We start from the raw sequence: 16,288 nt of genomic DNA, 5'->3' as shown, positions 1-16,288 counted from the left end.
ATGGAACCCTTAAGTTTTGATTTTCCAACTGACGATACGCAAGATATAGCGCGATACCAGAGCTTTAGCCAAGCTAACGAGCGATTAGCTAACTTGCAACCGATTGATTATTATTTTGCTGAGCATGTTTGTCAGGTCTTAGGTACTCATAACGCTTTAGTGTTTCATTTAGCTATTGCATGTCATCAGCATTTACAGAACGGGCATACCTGTTTACCGATAAATGAAGTCGCAAACACTTACCTTGGGCAGGCATTTGATGAACATGAACAATCTATTAGTCATCAAGGTTATTTGATACCACAGCCTCATGTAATTGACGAAACATTAGCTAGATTTCCAGAGTTATCTTCAGGGGAATCTTTAATGGTGCTTCACAATCAACATTTGTACCTAAGACGTTATTACTTGTTTGAGCAACAATTAAGTCAGGCGCTTAGTGATAAACGTGCAATTGTTCAGGGAGAAGACCAAAATTTAATAAAACAGGTTATCGGACAACTCTTTCAAGAAAATCATACCGACACTGAAACGATTGATTGGCAAAAAATTGCGGTTGCAAATGCGTTAAATAAAAATTTTGTCGTGATCGCTGGTGGTCCGGGTACAGGTAAAACCTACACGGTAACTAAATTACTGGCTGCGCTGATTATGCTGCATCAAAAACAGTCAAGTGCAGAGCGTTTAAACATTGCGTTAAGCGCACCAACTGGTAAGGCGGCACAACGTCTATCAGAATCTATTGTCGACGCGATTGATGGTTTTAAAGGTAACATCGACTTAGATGTTTTGTCTGACATACCAACAGATGCACAAACGATACACCGATTACTCGGCGTTCGAAATAACGATGTTAACTTCAAGCACAATCAAGATAACCTATTACCTGTTGATGTGTTGCTTGTCGATGAAGCGTCAATGATTGATCTTGCCTTGATGACACGAATTTTTAGAGCATTACCAGCTCATGCCAAAGTCATTTTGTTAGGTGACGCCGATCAACTACCATCCGTTGCCAGTGGCAGTGTGTTAGCAGATATTGCGCCTAGACCACATCAAGGGTACACGCAGCAAAATACTAAATTTTTAACCCACGTACTCGATCAAAACCTCTCTGGTTTATGCGCTAAAGATCAGACGAATACGTCAGATCATTTAACCATACTTCAACACAGCCGCAGATTTGATGGCCAAGGTGGTATTGGCGTTGTCGCTAAGCGTGTCATTGAAGGCGATGCTAAAGCTGCATGGCAACGTTTAGAGAATGATCCGTCTAATCAAGTGTCTTTAATGCGTTCATCTACAGATAACTGGTTAACTTCGATGGCTGAAAAGTACTATAGACCTTTGTTAACTGAAAGTGATATTGAGGTCGCGTTTAAACAACTGGCTATGTTTAGAATACTTGTCGCGATGCGCAAAGGCGATTTTGGCGTAGAACGCTTAAATCAACGTATTATTGAATACTTTATCAATGCGCAATTTATTGATGGTAGTCAAGCCTTTAAGAAGCAACCTATGTATCATGGTATGCCGATTATGATCACAGAAAATCATCATAAAATGGGTTTATACAATGGTGATATCGGATTAGTTTGGCAACAAAATGGCCAGTTAGTGGTGTTATTTGAACAAAGCCAAGGATACAAGTCGGTGATCCCTTCAAGGCTACCTAGCTTCGAAGTGGTTTACGCGATGACCATCCACAAAACACAAGGCAGTGAATTTAACCATGTGTTAATGGCACTACCCGATGCCAATCAACATAAATTATTAACTCGTGAACTCCTATACACAGGAATTACGCGAGCGAAAAAACAGCTTTCAATCGTAAGTTCTATGGAAACATGGCAACAAGGCGTGAAAGCACAAGTCGTTAGACATTCTCAATTAGTATTATAGGTTTTACATGACACTCACCGATATAAATAAAGACATTTATCGCAAGCATTTAAATGTCGTAATTGTTAGTTTCGTGCTAGGTTTTGCCATTTTATCACTGGCGATTGGGCAACTGCTGATTAGCCAATTTGGCTCTGCGACAGAAGGTGAGAGCAACTTTACGTTTAACCTCATTGGCGTAGCGATTGGTTTAGCTATCTCAGCCTTTATTTTGAGTCGTTGCCGACAACATCCTTATTTTAAAGAAATCTACTATGTTTGGCAGCTGAAACAATTACAAAATGCGATTTATAGAAAAGTCGCTAAAATTAAACCCAAAGCAATGGAAGGAGACGTTACTGCACTCCAGATTATGGACTTCTATTACCGTAGCTTGGCACAAGTGTATCAGTTAGATAACAATACATTGACGATGAATGAACTTGAGAGCAACCATCAAATAATTAAAGATAAAGCAGAGCAATACCGAATGACACTAACACAAACAAGTTTTGATAAAGCGGTATTGTCACAATTCTAATAAAGGGGAAATCACTATGATAGGTTACGTAACATTAGGCACAGACGACTTAACAAAGAGCGCACCATTTTATGATGAGTTATTTGCCGTGATTGGCGCAAACCGATTCATGGAGGAAGATGATTTTATCGCTTGGGCTCCTTCACCAGAAGCGCCTGGCGTTTGTTTGATCAAACCTCATGATGGTCAACCGATGTCTGTCGGCAATGGCAGTATGATTGCAATTGCCGTTGAAACCCCAGCCCAAGTCGACGCCTTTTATCAAAAAGCTTTATCGTTAGGTGCGAGCTGTGAAGGACCATCAGGCTTTCGTTTCGATAATTTTTATGCGGCCTATTTTAGAAGCCCAGAAGGTCATAAATTTAATGCATTTTGTTTCGCACAAGATTAATCAGGAATGAGTATGCTAAAAACATCTTTACTAGCAGCCGTTGTTTTAGGTCTGACTGTTAGCCCGTTAAGTTACGCACAACAAGACTTTGCAATAGCAATCCATGGTGGTGCTGGCACTATTTTAAAAAAGAATATGACGCCGGCGAAACAAAAGAAATATGAAGCGACATTACTAGAGGCTGTCAATACGGGTTATCAATTACTTGAGCAAGGTAAAACCAGCCAAGAAGCCGTGATCGCTGCGATTCAGATCCTTGAAGAATCGCCACTGTTTAACGCCGGTAAGGGCGCTGTTTACACCTTTGAAGGTCACCATGAGCTTGATGCGTCAATCATGGATGGTAAAACGCTAAATGCTGGCGCAGTTTCTGGCGTAAAAACCGTAAAAAGCCCGATTGCGTTAGCCCAAAAGGTGATGGATGAGTCTGTTCATGTCATGTTAAGTGGTGACGGTGCTGAGTTGTTTGCTGAGCAACAAGGTTTAACGTTAGTTGATAATAGTTACTTCAACACTAAGCAACGTTATAAAGCGCTGAAGCGTGCTAAAAAGAAACTAGCTGAGAAAGAACAAGAATTAAAAGACTTTCAAGCCGCGCACGAATCACTGCCTAATCATTATAAGTACGGCACGGTTGGTGCGGTTGCACTTGATAAACAAGGTAATCTTACAGCAGGTACGTCAACAGGAGGCATGACGGCAAAACGTTGGGGCCGTGTTGGCGATGCACCAATTATTGGTGCTGGTACTTATGCAAATAACGACAGTTGTGCAGTCTCTGCTACGGGCCACGGCGAATATTTTATTCGCTATCATGTTGCTGCTGATATCTGTGCACGCATGCAGTATCAGCAAATACCACTTGAACAAGCGGCTAATAAGGTGGTTAACGACGTACTTGTCGAAGCCGGTGGTAATGGCGGTGTCATTGCTATTGATGCTAAAGGCAATATTAGCATGCCATTTAACTCTGCAGGCATGTACCGAGCAAGCAGAGTGGCAGGGCAAAAGCCGTATGTTGCCATTTTTAAAGACAAAAAATAGAAACCACACAACGAGCGTGTAACTTTTTTTACATGCTCGTTGAGGCCTAAAAAATTAATTGTCGAAATTTATAAAAAATATCGTGAAATATGAATAGTTTGTGTCTACAGTAAAAGTGTAGAGAGGAAATTTTAATCATAAGAAGAGATAGAATATGGAATCAGTTCAAGTTCGAGACTATATCAATCAATATCCTGTTACATTTACACCTGATATGAGTGTAGAAGAAGCTTCATTGAGGTTTTTAAAAACTAAGCAAATTGGTGGACCGGTTGTTGATGATAATTATCGATTGGTTGGCTTTCTATCAGAAAGTGATGTGTTAGAAAAAATGCTTAAATCTATTTATCATAATTCTCATATTGCTAATGTCAGCGATATTATGCGATCGGATGTACTCGCTGTAAAAACCTACGACAGTATCGTTGAGCTTGGTCAAAACATGCTAGGCAACAAACCTAAAGTGTATCCCGTTGTAGATGAAGACGGTAATTTACAAGGTACTATTTCCAGAAACGACGTACTACGTGCTATTGATTTGCATATGCGAACGAGTTTTAAAGTTGGCGCCTAAACAGCAAAGTCAAACCTATTATACTTTTAAGGGCTTTATAGCCCTTTTTTACTGCAAAAATTTAGGTGAAGTGCTAACATTCAAGCACTTAGTTTTCCGTACCTATCTTTTTCATGTTATCGCCCGTAGAAATTACTCAAGAACTTTTTCAAGCATTAAAGACCGTTAAAAAATCCGATTATGGCTTATTGAGAAGCCGTTTAAACGGTGTTAAAAAAATAAAGAATACAGATAAGCAAATTAAAACACTGTCTAAAATCGCTGACGATATTCAACGCTCGATAATAAATAAGCAAAATAAATTAAACCAACTACCTAAAGTTAATTATCCGGAAGGTCTGCCGGTATCACAAAGTGTTGATCGAATTTCAAAAGCTATTGATGAAAATCAAGTAGTCATCATTGCGGGTGAAACAGGTTCAGGTAAAACAACGCAAATTCCAAAAATTTGTTTAGCGTTAGGCCGTGGTGTTGAAGGGCTGATAGGTCATACGCAACCACGCAGAATTGCTGCCCGCACGGTTGCCAACAGAATAGCGGAAGAGCTCGGCACGACAGTGGGCGATAAAGTCGGTTATAAAGTTAGGTTTAACGATCAAGTCAGTGAAAACTCCTATGTTAAATTAATGACTGATGGTATTTTGCTGGCGGAAATGCAAAAGGATCGTTTATTACGACAGTATGACACCATCATCATTGATGAGGCCCATGAGCGTAGTTTAAACATTGATTTTATTCTCGGTTATTTACGTCAAATTCTACCAAAACGGCCTGATTTAAAAGTTATCATTACTTCGGCGACGATTGACCCTGAGCGCTTTTCTAAGCATTTTAATAATGCACCAATCATTGAAGTATCAGGGCGCACTTTCCCGGTAGATATTCATTATCGTGCGCTATCTGACAATGAAGATGGCGATGTTATCTCTGGCATTATCAATGCTGTTGACGAATTATCAGACCTTGGGCAGGGCGATATTTTAGTCTTTCTCAATGGTGAGCGTGAAATCCGTGATACCGCGGCAGCGTTGGTTAAAGAAAATCTACGTGATACACACGTATTACCGTTGTACTCAAGATTAACGGTTCAAGAGCAAAATCGGATTTTTGCACCACATACCGGTCGAAATATTGTCCTTGCAACAAACGTTGCGGAAACCAGTTTAACTGTACCTGGTATCAAATATGTTATTGACCCAGGAACTGCACGAATATCGCGTTATAGTTACCGCACTAAGGTTCAACGTTTACCTATTGAGCCTATCTCCCAAGCGAGTGCAAATCAACGTGCTGGTCGTTGTGGGCGGGTATCTGAAGGTGTTTGTATTCGTCTGTACAGTGAAGAAGACTACCTATCACGCCCGGAGTTTACAGATCCTGAAATCCTAAGAACAAATTTAGCGACGGTAATCTTACAGATGCTAGCGCTCGATTTAGGTGATATTAGCGATTTTCCATTTGTTCAAGCGCCAGATAACCGAAATATCAATGACGGTATTCGATTACTTGAAGAGCTGGCTGCGATCTCTAGTGAAAAACAGCAAACAAATCTCACTCAGGTAGGGCGATTATTATCAAAATTCCCAATTGATCCTAGATTAGCCAAAATGGTACTGACCTCAACAGAATTAGGTTGTAGTGGTGATGTTATTACTGTTGTTAGTGCGCTTAGCATTCAAGATCCGCGAGAAAGACCGCACGAGAAGCAACAAGCGGCAGATGAAAAACATAGTCGATTTAAAGATAAACAGTCTGATTTTGTCAGTTTATTAAATTTATGGCGTTATATCGGCGAACAACAAAAGGCGTTATCGAATAATCAATTTCGCAAACTGTGCCAAAAAGAATTTTTATCGTATATCCGTATACGCGAATGGCAGGACATTGTTGCTCAGCTTAAAATTAGCTTAAAAGAAATTCATCAACCATATACCTTCGTTGATATTGAAGATGAAGGTAAATTAGCGCTTATCCATCAAGCGATACTATCAGGTTTATTAAGTCATATTGGTCAAGTCGATGAATATAAAGAGTTTAAAGGGGCGAGGGGATCAAAGTTTTTCATTTTCCCTGGCTCTGCTGTAGCGAAAAAGCCGCCCAAGTGGATTATGGCTGCAGAGCTTGTTGAAACCAGTCGGTTGTTCGCTCGCATGGTCAGTAAGATTGATCCATTATGGATTGAACCATTAGCTAAGCATTTATTGAAGAAAAGTTATAGCGAACCGCACTGGGAGAAAAAACGCGGATGCGTAATGGCTTATGAACAAGTGAGTTTATATGGCCTTATTATTGTCCCTAAACGCAAAGTTGTTTTTAACCAAATAGAGCCGGAAACTTGCCGCGAAATTTTTATCAATGAAGCGCTTGTTAATGGAGATTCAACGATAAATGCTGAATTTGTAAAACATAACAAGCAGCTGGTTGCTGATATTGAAACGCTTGAACAGAAAGCTAGGCGAAAAAACTTTTTAGTTGAGGAGTTTCAACTCGCCGAGTTTTTTGATGAGCGTTTACCTGAGCACGTCATTTGCCAACGTAGTTTCTTATCTTGGTGGAAAAAAGCAGCTAAAGATCAGCCAAAACTTTTACATTTCACTAAAGCATTTTTATTAAATGAAGATGAAAGTGCCGTTACCAAAGACCAATACCCAAATACTTGGCGTCAACACAATCTAACGTTAGCCTTGTCATATCACTTCAGTCCTGGTGATGTTGACGACGGTATTAGCGTAAATATTCCTATTGGCATCTTGAACCAAGTTGAGCCGGAAGGGTTTGACTGGTTAATACCGGCACTTCGTTTAGAGTTGATCACAGCGATGATCAAGGCATTACCCAAAACACTGCGCAAAAACTTTGTTCCGGCACCTAATTATGCCCAAGCATGTTTTGATGCAATTGCACCGGGGGAATTGTCACTAAAAGCCAGTGTCGCGAAACATTTATTGCGCATGAGCGGCATTCGTTTACCTGAAGATTGTTTCGACCATATAGAATTGCCGCCACACTTAGTGATGAACTTCAAAGTATTGAATGAAAAAGGCAAACTCGTAGAGCAAGGGAGAGATCTTTCTCATTTACAGGCCAAATTGCAAGGTAAAGTAAAAGCGTCAATTAAGAAAGTTGCTGATAAAGGCATTGAGCGCAAAGACATCACGACATGGGATTTCACATCGTTACCTAAATCCTATGAGAAAAAAATATCGAATATGTCGATAAAAGCATTTCCCGTGCTTGTCGATCATAAAACATCGGTATCGATTGAGCTTATGGAACAAGAGTCTCTTGCCGAACAAGAGATGATCAAAGGTATCAGTCGACTGGTGTTACTTAATACGCCGTCTCCTGTTAAGTATTTGCAAGAAAAGCTGCCGAATAAGGCAAAACTTGGCTTGTATTTTAACCCGTTTGGTTCAATAGCCCAGTTGCTTGATGATTGTATTTTAGCGGCTAGCCAAAGTTTGTTACTCGATTTACCTAATCTCCCTGAGAATAAAGCTGAATTTACTAAAGCCAAAGATTACGTGCGCGCAGAAATAGCAGACACTGTGTTACAGGCAGCAATAAAAGTAGAGAACGTATTGGCGTTAAGTCACGATATTCGCAAAAAGCTAAAAGGCAATGTTGGACTAAACATGATCCAAGCCCATGGTGATGTAAAAAACCAACTAGACAAACTTGTTTTTACAGGGTTTGTCACTGCATCGGGTATTAAGCGTTTAGGTGATATGATTCGTTATTTAAATGCCATTAACCGCAGGTTAGAAAAGCTACCAATTGATCCTAATCAAGACAGATTAAAGATGTTAGACGTAGAAAAGGCGGAATCTGCGTATCAGCAATTAGATGCAAAACAACGCAAGGATATTCCTAAACCTAAAGCGTTACTGGAAACCCGTTGGATGATTGAAGAGCTTAGAGTTTCACTATTTGCTCAAAATTTACGTACAGCTTATCCCATTTCAGTTAAGCGAATTCTTAACCATCTAAAGTCGATAAACTAACCTTGTTATGATTTTGTAATGATATGATTGATTGACAGTTAATTAGCAACTCGCTATAAAAGAATGGACAAATTTGAATCATATTTTATGGAGTAGCAATGATCAATTTTGATGATAAGCGTGGCTTTTATCGAATGATGGTAAATAGCATGGTTAATGTCACAGTGGTTGATGACGAAGTTAACCAAGTTGTATTAGCCACATGTCGTGACTTAAGTGCGACAGGTATGGCCTTAGAATTACCAACACCAATGGAAATGGGAACCCAAGTGAAAGTTGGCGTAGATGCGTCTTCCAATGGGGTTCATGCATTCGATGCTAAAGGTAAAGTTGTGCGCATTACGGAAGAAGGTGCTGATTGTTATCTCATCGGTATTGAAATCACAGAGATGGACTAGGAGCTGTTAATCTTTCATTTTAGCTAAAGCCCTTTGGGTTGACTTGAAAAGCGATATTCTTTGTTGCTTAAAGTGTATTTGGAACAACCAAACATTACTTTAAGCGCCGCGAATCTCATCTTTTTCAAGGCAACAGAGTTACAAACTAAAAGATCAACAGCCCCTAATAACCGTCCTTTTTTGGTTTTAGGCATTTAGACACTGCGAACAAAACATTGAAACTGATAAGCCAAACGATGACTTTATCAGCTTTGTTGTGCTTATGGTTTGGTATTACTCAACATTATAGGCAAGTTTATCACCTGAAATCTCTACAATATCTCTCCACCAACGTGTTGACGGCATGCTCTGTGTTAGTTGATTTACTTGGCCGACAATTGGCGTAAATAACGGCACATGTTGAGTCATTGAAGCCTCATAAACACGCTCTAAAGGTTCGTACCAGGCATGGAAAGCCAAATCAAATGTACCATTATGAATAGGCATCATCACTTTCCCTTTAACATCTAGGTGCGCTTGCACGCTCTCTTCTGGTGTCATGTGAACATCTGGCCAATCTTTATCATAAGCGCCTGTCTCGATCATCGTTAAATCAAATGGGCCATACTTTTCCCCAATGGCTTTAAAACCAGAGAAGTACCCTGAATCGCCACCAAAGTACAAGCGGTCTCCATGCGACTTAATCACCCAAGAACCCCACAACGTGTTATTGCCATCACTTAATGCTCTACCTGAAAAATGTTGAGTCGGGGTAAAAGCAACTAAGCCATTTTTAATGCTTTGTTCCTGCCACCAATCAAACTCTGTAATCTTTTCGTGACTCACTCCCCAACGTTTTAAGTCTTCTCCAACACCAAGTGGCACCAAAAACTCTATTGTTTTGTCGGCAAGTTTTTCAACACTGCTTTTATCTAAATGATCATAATGATTATGTGAGATCAGCACACGGTCAATCGTAGGCAGTTCGTCAATGGTAATTGGTGTTTGATGAAAACGCTTAGGACCCAAAAATGAGAAGGGTGAAGCACGATTTGAAAAGACCGGATCAAGTAACCAATACTCACCATAAACTTTCAATAGAACCGATGAGTGACCTAATTTGATTACATGGAGTTGGCTGTCTGATAACGCTTCAAGAGACTGGCGAGATAGTTTTTCAACTGGAATCACCTGTTTAGGTGTTGCTTCGTCGCTTTTGTCGGTGAAGTATCGAACGAGCATTCCACCAAGTTTAGAAAAGCCAACCAGCGAGATTGGTTCATGATTATGAAACTTCCCCTGTTTGTATATGCTGCTTTGGGTTGATGTTTGGTTGCCTTGACTCGCGAGGTTATTATTCAGGGTGCATGCTCCTATCAATAATGAGATAAATATTATGCAAATCCAAAGTATGGCTTTCATATTGTTGGCTTCTAAATGTAAACTACACGGTGTAGTTTCTCAGTTTGGTCATAAAAAGTAAACTCACTAGTGCACTTTTTCTTGAATACTTTATAATAAAGCTGAATTTTTCGAGGTCTCTATGAAGTTATCTGAGCAAAAACAACTTGATATTTTAAATGCAGCAGAACAATTGTTTTATGTCCATGGTGCTGAGCACACCAGCATGGACAACATTGCTAAAGCCGCTAATGTTTCCAAACGTACTGTGTATAACCACTTTGAAACAAAAGAGGTGTTATTTTATGCAATAATTGAACGTATGAAGTGCTCATTAGAAGGTACAGAGGCTGTTGCATATAATCCTAGCCAATCCATTAAATTACAGTTGATGCGGATTGCAGAAAAAGAAGTACAGTTACTCACGTCTGATAAATTCTTGATAGGCGCAAAAATTGCGTTTGTTCAAATGCTTCAACAGCCGGATTTAGCAAAGCAATTAAGTGGCAGTAAAGTAGGTTGTCATGTCTATTTAGAAGATTTTCTTAGTGCTGCATGCCAAGATAAACAGCTTGTCATAGATGATTTTACACTGGCGGTACAACAATTTGTTTACCAGCTTAAGTCACATATATTTTATCCAAAACTCTATGGTTTTGACATTCCCTCTGCTCAACAAGAACGTTATTTGATAGAACAAACTGTCGACTTGTTTCTTGCTCGTTATCAAGCTCGCTAAGTCGTTTGTTAACCTAACAGCTTATTGAACATTTTGCTCTATTCCCAATTTTTTGTCTCTTAGGTGAGCTTTTATTTTATTGATTTCGTAAGCTTCTAGCATCACTTTGACAACCTGCTTTGTTAACGCTAGTGTGAACAGTGATTCACTAGAACAGCAGGCCATAACAATAATAGCTAGAGGGAAAATAATGGATAACAAAGCGAACCAAATTCCACAAGAAGCGTTTGATTGGTATGACGAATATGCCCATGGTGGGATGGATAGACGTACCTTTATGAAAAAACTTGGCACCTTGGTGGCCGTAGGTTATTCAATGGCAGTGTTAACGTCTGCCTTATTGCCTAATTACGCTTTAGCTGAGCAAGTATCGTTTAACGACTCAGATATTATTGCCTCATATGAAGAGTTTGAGTCGCCTGATGGTCATGGTAAAGGGCGCGGATACCTTGTAACGCCGACTATTAAGAAAGCGAATTTTCCCGTTGTGCTTGTGATTCATGAAAATAGAGGGCTTAACCCCTATGTGAAAGACGTCGCAAGAAGACTCGCAAAAGCTGGCTTTGTTGCCTTTGCTCCTGATGCACTATTTCCTGTTGGAGGTTATCCGGGTAACGATGATGAAGGACGTACGCTTCAGCGCGGCTTAGATCGCGGTAAAATACAATACGATTTTTTAGCTGCCGCTCATTTTCTAAAAAAACATCCATTGAGTAATGGCAAACTTGGTGCGGTTGGTTTTTGTTTTGGTGGTTATATGGTCAATTATTTAGCTGCAGTTGAATCTGACTTGTTGTCAGCAGGGGTGCCTTTTTACGGTACGCCAGCAGCTAAAGAATTAAGAAAGAATATAAAGGCGCCATTGATGGTTCAACTTGGCGAGCTTGATGCACGCGTGAATAAATCATGGCCAGAGTATGAAGAAGATTTAAAAAACAATAATGTCGATTACAAAATGTATATGTACAAAGATGCTAAGCATGGTTTTCATAATGATTCTACTGGTCGTTATGATAAAGAAAATGCTGAACTTGCTTGGCACCGTACCATCGCATTTTTTGCAGAAAAACTCGCTTAACTAACTACTAAACGTTAAAAAGCCACTTTCTATCGAGAGATAGGCAGTGGCTTTTCTATTTTTAGTTTAGGTTATCGTACGTTTGCTTAAGAGACTTGGCAGACTAAACCTTTGAGGTAAAATCCTTCAGGGTAGTTTGAAGAAATAGGGTGGTCGTGCGCTTGTTGCGTGCGCTCTACAATATGCGCTTGCTTGTTTGCATCTAATGCCGCATCAGCTACTACTTTTTGAAATAAGTTAGCATCTAGCAAGCCTGAACACGAAAACGTCATTAAAATGCCACCAGGATTCAATAACTGCATGGCGATCATATTAATGTCTTTATACCCACGACATGCACGAGTTAATGCCGCTTTTGAATCGACAAACTTAGGCGGATCTAAGATGATCATATCAAAGGTTTTACCTTCCTTTTTATATTCTCGGAGCAGTTTAAATACATCTTGTTTGACATGTTCTACTGGTGCATTTTCTAACCCATTAACTTCTAGGTTTCGTTGAGCCAAGGTCAGCGCTGTATCTGATACATCTACGTTGGTTACTGATTTAGCGCCGTTTGCCGCACAATGTACAGCGAAAGTACCCGTATACGAGAAACAGTTCAGGACTGTTTTATCCTTTGCGTAGCTACCAGCGGTTAATCTAGCCATGCGTTGATCTAGGTAGAAGCCCGTTTTATGACCGGTTTCAACATTAACTAAGATCTTGATGCCATGTTCATTGATAGTAACTTCTGGTGAAGGCGCAGGATCTGTTAACCAGCCAACTAAAGGCGCTAAACCTTCTTTTTTACGAACATCTACATCGCTTCTCTCATAGATATAAAAATCTGGGTAAAGCTCTTTTAAACAGTCGACGATGATATGGCGCTGATGATCTGCTCCAGCGCTAAGCAGCTGACAAACGATAATGTTGTCGTAAATATCAATGGTAACGCCGGGCATACTATCTGATTCACCAGCAATTAGTCGATATCCTGTTAGTTGACCTTGCTTAATAAAGTAATCGCGACGAAGCCGAGCATTTTGAAGTTTTTGTAAGAAAAAATTTCTATCTATCATTTCTTCTTGATTAAAACTCCAAACACGGACACGAATTTGTGACTCAGGTGAATAGGCGCCACTGGCAAGCCAATTTCCCTTGGCGTCAAGAATATCAACTGTTTCACCAGATAACGGTTTACCTTTAATTTTGCTGACTGCTTTTGAGAACACCCACGGGTGTTTGCGTTTTAATGATTTTTCTCTACCATTATTTAAATAAATTTTTGCTGACATCAGCCTATACTTAGTGAAGTTACGATAGGTTAATTTTAATGTATTGCGTGGTAGCGGCGCAATGATTGATAGCTAAAAGGAGCAAATTGCATGAGAGTATGCTGTAAGGCCAAAGTCACAGGGAAAGTACAAGGTGTTTATTTTAGAGCATCAACCCAAGAACAAGCGATAGATTTATCACTTAGTGGCTATGTGAAAAATATGTCTGATGGCTCAGTTGAAGTGCTAGCTTGTGGTGATAAAAATGATGTAGAACAATTAACCCAGTGGTTGATGAAAGGTTCTGAGTACGCTGAAGTAGAAAATGTTGAGGTGAAAGAGGTAGAATGGCAGGACTTCAATCATTTTTCGATAGGTTAACGTGCGCTTCCTTAAAGTTACCGATAATCAGCAACTCACTATTTCAGAAACGGCTGCACCAGCATATACGAACCATGAATGCCTAGTTAAGGTAGCTGGCATAGGTATTAATCGTGCTGACCTGCTTCAAAAAGCGGGTAAATACCCACCTCCCAAAGGCCTCACTTCAATACTTGGATTAGAGGTTTGTGGTACTGTTGATGCCATCGGCAGTCAGGTAACTGAGTTAAGTGTTGGCGACAACGTAATGGCCTTGTTGCCTGGTGGAGGGTATGCCGAGTACGTTAATGTTCACGCCAAACAACTCATTAAACTTCCTAAACACTTCGACATAACGCAGGGAGCGGGCTTTATTGAAACTTTTGTAACAGCCTATCAAGCATTGTTTTCCTACGGTCATTTAACAGCCAATAAAAACGTACTTATTCATGCTGGTGCAAGCGGTGTTGGCACTGCAGCGATAACCTTAGCAAAATCACTTGGCTGTTTTGTTGCTGTTACTACCTCATCAGCAGAAAAGTGTCAGGCCTGTTTATCTCTAGGTGCAGATGTCGCTATTAATTATAAAGAAACAGATTTTGAAGCTGAATGTAAAGCTAATGGCTATGGATTTGATGTTATTGTCGACGTGGTTGCAGGGCCATATTTAGCTAAAAACATAAATATTGCGAATCAAGATGCTCAAATTGTGGTTTTAGCGATATTAGGTGGTCGCTTTACAGAGCCTGTCGATATCGCAAAAATGTTGTTTAAACGTGTCTCTATTCATGCCTCGACATTGCGGAATCGCAGTGATGACTATAAAAACCAGCTAATTGAACAGTTCCTAAATCAATTTGGCGAAATGCTCTACGCGCGAGGTAGTTCGTTAGTCCCCTATATTTATCAGTCGTTTTCGTGGGCAGAAGTGAACCAAGCCCATCAACTACTCGAGAAAAACCAAACAGTTGGTAAAGTGGTTTTACTTGTTGATGATAGCGACTAACACCCAACGATGCGCGAGTCGTTATTGAATGCTTATGCCACTTACCGATGTTAGTTAACGAAGGCGAAGCGTTTCATTGTTTTGCCGTCTCGGGTAATTTCTTCATCAAACATACTTAATGGTCTTATCCAAATTTCACGATCGCCATATTCTGGTTGATACACGACATGCAACTCTTCTGTTTCACTGTGCTTTGCGACATGTAGCACTTGATAAAAGTTACCTTTAAAGTGTTGGTATCTTCCCGACTTTATCATTTCGACACTTCCTTAAACTCATGTTGTTGTCAATATTTTCACCGAACTGATCAGTGAAATTGGTCGTTACATGTTACTTTATTTAATGGTTTTGTTGAAGCCGAGTAAAACTATGTAACGCTATGTACTAGCTACAACCTTGTGAGAGTAAACCTGATAATCTACTCGTGTTGCCAGTAAATGACTTGTAAAAACAATATCGGGTAAATGTTATGTTAAAAAAATTATTTGCTATATCAGTATGTGCAGTATCGTTAAATACGATGGCGGTAGAAGTACCAGAAGATAAGCATGAAAATGATTATCAGTGGATGAATTTAAATTTGTATCATGGTCAAGATCAGCGTGGTGGTCCATTTAGTTTCGATGACCAGTATTTTGAAGTAGAGTTTGGCGGTCGTTCAGGCGCATTAGACTTATATGGCTATGTAGATTTCAAAGATATTTTCAATAACGACAATAGTGATGTTCATAATGGTGCGAATATTTTTGCCGATATTGAAGCACGATTTTCATTAGACTATTTATTTGATAAAGATTTATCAGTCGGACCAGTAAATGAATGGTATATCGCGACTGATTTGTATTATGCAGATAATGAATGTGCTAGTGGTTGTGCGACGTTTGATAAAGATGGTAACCCGTTGCCAGAAACTTCAACTGCCGGTGGTTTAAAGGTATTTTGGTTGGGTGTTGGCGCTGATGTCGACGTACCTTGGTTAGGAAAAACAGGTGTTAATTTATATAAACGCTTTATAAGAGAAAACTATGGCGCCTCTAATGAGGGTGAATGGGATGGCTACGCGTTTCATGTAAACTGGTATAAACCATTCTATCATTTTGAAAATAAATCATTTTTGAGCTTCCAAGGCTATTTTGATTATGAATTTGGTAGCGATTTAGACAAAGGTACAGCTTTTGAACAGGAATACCGTACAGATTCTTCTTTACAAACTTACTTAGGTGTTTGGTACAACATGCCTAACCATAACTTCAAGGTAGGTTATGGCCTCAAGTTTTATGATGACATGACGCAATGGAAAGATGGTACGATACTCGACGGTAAACCTGTAGATACGACAGGTGTGGCCCAATACTTTAATGTGACTTACGCATTCTAGAAATTACTTATTTAATGAAAAAGGCTGATTAATCGGCCTTTTTTTGTGCCTAATATATAACCATGAATAATTCTATGGGAATTACAATTAGCTTGTAGGGTAGGTAGTTTGGCTAGCTAATTACTTAGGTCGTTGGGAAGCGTGATGTAGTAATCAGAGAAAGTTGGTTGTGGGAGCCCTTGTTTGTAAAGAGTGAACCGACGACCTTCGGGTTATGAGCCCGACGAGCTACCAGGCTGCTCCATCCCGCGCCTGAAT

The 16,288-nt window shown here is 39.8% G+C and carries 15 protein-coding genes; 12 read left to right on the top strand and 3 right to left on the bottom strand.

The features are described 5' to 3' along the window. The 7 genes from recD to QQK02_RS08485 all read left to right on the top strand — a co-directional run bounded on the left by recD (position 1) and on the right by QQK02_RS08485 (position 8,833). Complete coding sequence (gene recD, locus QQK02_RS08515) at positions 1–1,902, top strand: exodeoxyribonuclease V subunit alpha (protein ID WP_284207576.1); 1,902 nt, start codon at positions 1–3, stop codon at positions 1,900–1,902. Positions 1,903–1,909: 7 nt separating this feature from the next. Then, entirely contained in the window at positions 1,910–2,422 is a 513-nt protein-coding gene (locus QQK02_RS08510) for a DUF3087 family protein (protein ID WP_284207575.1), read from the top strand. A 16-nt stretch (positions 2,423–2,438) separates the two neighbouring features. Further along, a complete protein-coding gene (locus QQK02_RS08505; RefSeq protein ID WP_284207574.1) occupies positions 2,439–2,813 on the top strand; it encodes a VOC family protein in 375 nt (124 codons plus the stop codon). Positions 2,814–2,825: 12 nt separating this feature from the next. Then, the gene (locus QQK02_RS08500; protein ID WP_284207573.1) at positions 2,826–3,857 is read left to right on the top strand and encodes an isoaspartyl peptidase/L-asparaginase family protein; all 1,032 of its coding nucleotides are present in this window, start codon (positions 2,826–2,828) and stop codon (positions 3,855–3,857) included. 154 nt (positions 3,858–4,011) lie between these two features. Next, entirely contained in the window at positions 4,012–4,431 is a 420-nt protein-coding gene (locus tag QQK02_RS08495; RefSeq protein ID WP_284207572.1) for a CBS domain-containing protein, read from the top strand. A 113-nt stretch (positions 4,432–4,544) separates the two neighbouring features. Continuing rightward, the gene (gene hrpA, locus QQK02_RS08490) at positions 4,545–8,435 is read left to right on the top strand and encodes an ATP-dependent RNA helicase HrpA (RefSeq protein ID WP_284207571.1); all 3,891 of its coding nucleotides are present in this window, start codon (positions 4,545–4,547) and stop codon (positions 8,433–8,435) included. A gap of 98 nt (positions 8,436–8,533) precedes the next feature. Further along, positions 8,534–8,833, top strand: coding sequence for a PilZ domain-containing protein (locus QQK02_RS08485; protein WP_284207570.1), 300 nt, complete (start codon positions 8,534–8,536; stop codon positions 8,831–8,833). 273 nt (positions 8,834–9,106) lie between these two features. On the opposite strand, the gene QQK02_RS08480 is transcribed toward QQK02_RS08485, so the two are convergent. Continuing rightward, positions 9,107–10,234, bottom strand: coding sequence for an MBL fold metallo-hydrolase (locus tag QQK02_RS08480; protein ID WP_284207569.1), 1,128 nt, complete (start codon positions 10,232–10,234; stop codon positions 9,107–9,109). Positions 10,235–10,355: 121 nt separating this feature from the next. On the opposite strand from QQK02_RS08480, the gene QQK02_RS08475 reads away from it, so the two are divergent. Together QQK02_RS08475 and QQK02_RS08470 are read left to right on the top strand one after the other, a co-directional pair. Beyond that, positions 10,356–10,952, top strand: coding sequence for a TetR/AcrR family transcriptional regulator (locus QQK02_RS08475; RefSeq protein WP_284207568.1), 597 nt, complete (start codon positions 10,356–10,358; stop codon positions 10,950–10,952). Between the two features lie 190 nt (positions 10,953–11,142). Further along, positions 11,143–12,030 carry a dienelactone hydrolase family protein gene (locus tag QQK02_RS08470; RefSeq protein WP_407705032.1) on the top strand — a complete coding sequence of 296 codons (888 nt, stop codon included), beginning with the start codon at positions 11,143–11,145 and terminating at the stop codon, positions 12,028–12,030. Positions 12,031–12,116: 86 nt separating this feature from the next. Here the strand turns inward: QQK02_RS08470 and QQK02_RS08465 are convergent, their stop codons facing one another. Next, complete coding sequence (locus QQK02_RS08465; RefSeq protein ID WP_284207567.1) at positions 12,117–13,307, bottom strand: class I SAM-dependent methyltransferase; 1,191 nt, start codon at positions 13,305–13,307, stop codon at positions 12,117–12,119. A 90-nt stretch (positions 13,308–13,397) separates the two neighbouring features. Between QQK02_RS08465 and QQK02_RS08460 the strand changes: the two genes are divergently transcribed. Continuing rightward, positions 13,398–13,667: an acylphosphatase gene (locus QQK02_RS08460; RefSeq protein ID WP_284207566.1), complete on the top strand. Its 270-nt coding sequence runs from the start codon at positions 13,398–13,400 to the stop codon at positions 13,665–13,667. A 1-nt stretch (position 13,668) separates the two neighbouring features. Further along, the gene (locus tag QQK02_RS08455) at positions 13,669–14,652 is read left to right on the top strand and encodes an NAD(P)H-quinone oxidoreductase (RefSeq protein ID WP_284207565.1); all 984 of its coding nucleotides are present in this window, start codon (positions 13,669–13,671) and stop codon (positions 14,650–14,652) included. 50 nt (positions 14,653–14,702) lie between these two features. Here the strand turns inward: QQK02_RS08455 and QQK02_RS08450 are convergent, their stop codons facing one another. Further along, positions 14,703–14,909 (bottom strand): DUF1653 domain-containing protein, encoded by a 207-nt coding sequence (locus QQK02_RS08450; protein WP_284207564.1) that lies wholly within the window; start codon positions 14,907–14,909, stop codon positions 14,703–14,705. Positions 14,910–15,121: 212 nt separating this feature from the next. Here QQK02_RS08450 and QQK02_RS08445 point away from each other — a divergent pair, with 212 nt between their 5' ends. Continuing rightward, a complete protein-coding gene (locus QQK02_RS08445; RefSeq protein ID WP_284207563.1) occupies positions 15,122–16,030 on the top strand; it encodes a nucleoside-specific channel-forming Tsx family protein in 909 nt (302 codons plus the stop codon). The last annotated feature ends 258 nt before the right edge of the window (positions 16,031–16,288 follow it).

It is taken from the genome of Thalassotalea eurytherma (genome assembly GCF_030161415.1).
GTDB classification, from domain to species: Bacteria; Pseudomonadota; Gammaproteobacteria; order Enterobacterales; family Alteromonadaceae; genus Thalassotalea_G; species Thalassotalea_G eurytherma.
This window is presented reverse-complemented; position numbering and strand designations above follow the sequence as displayed.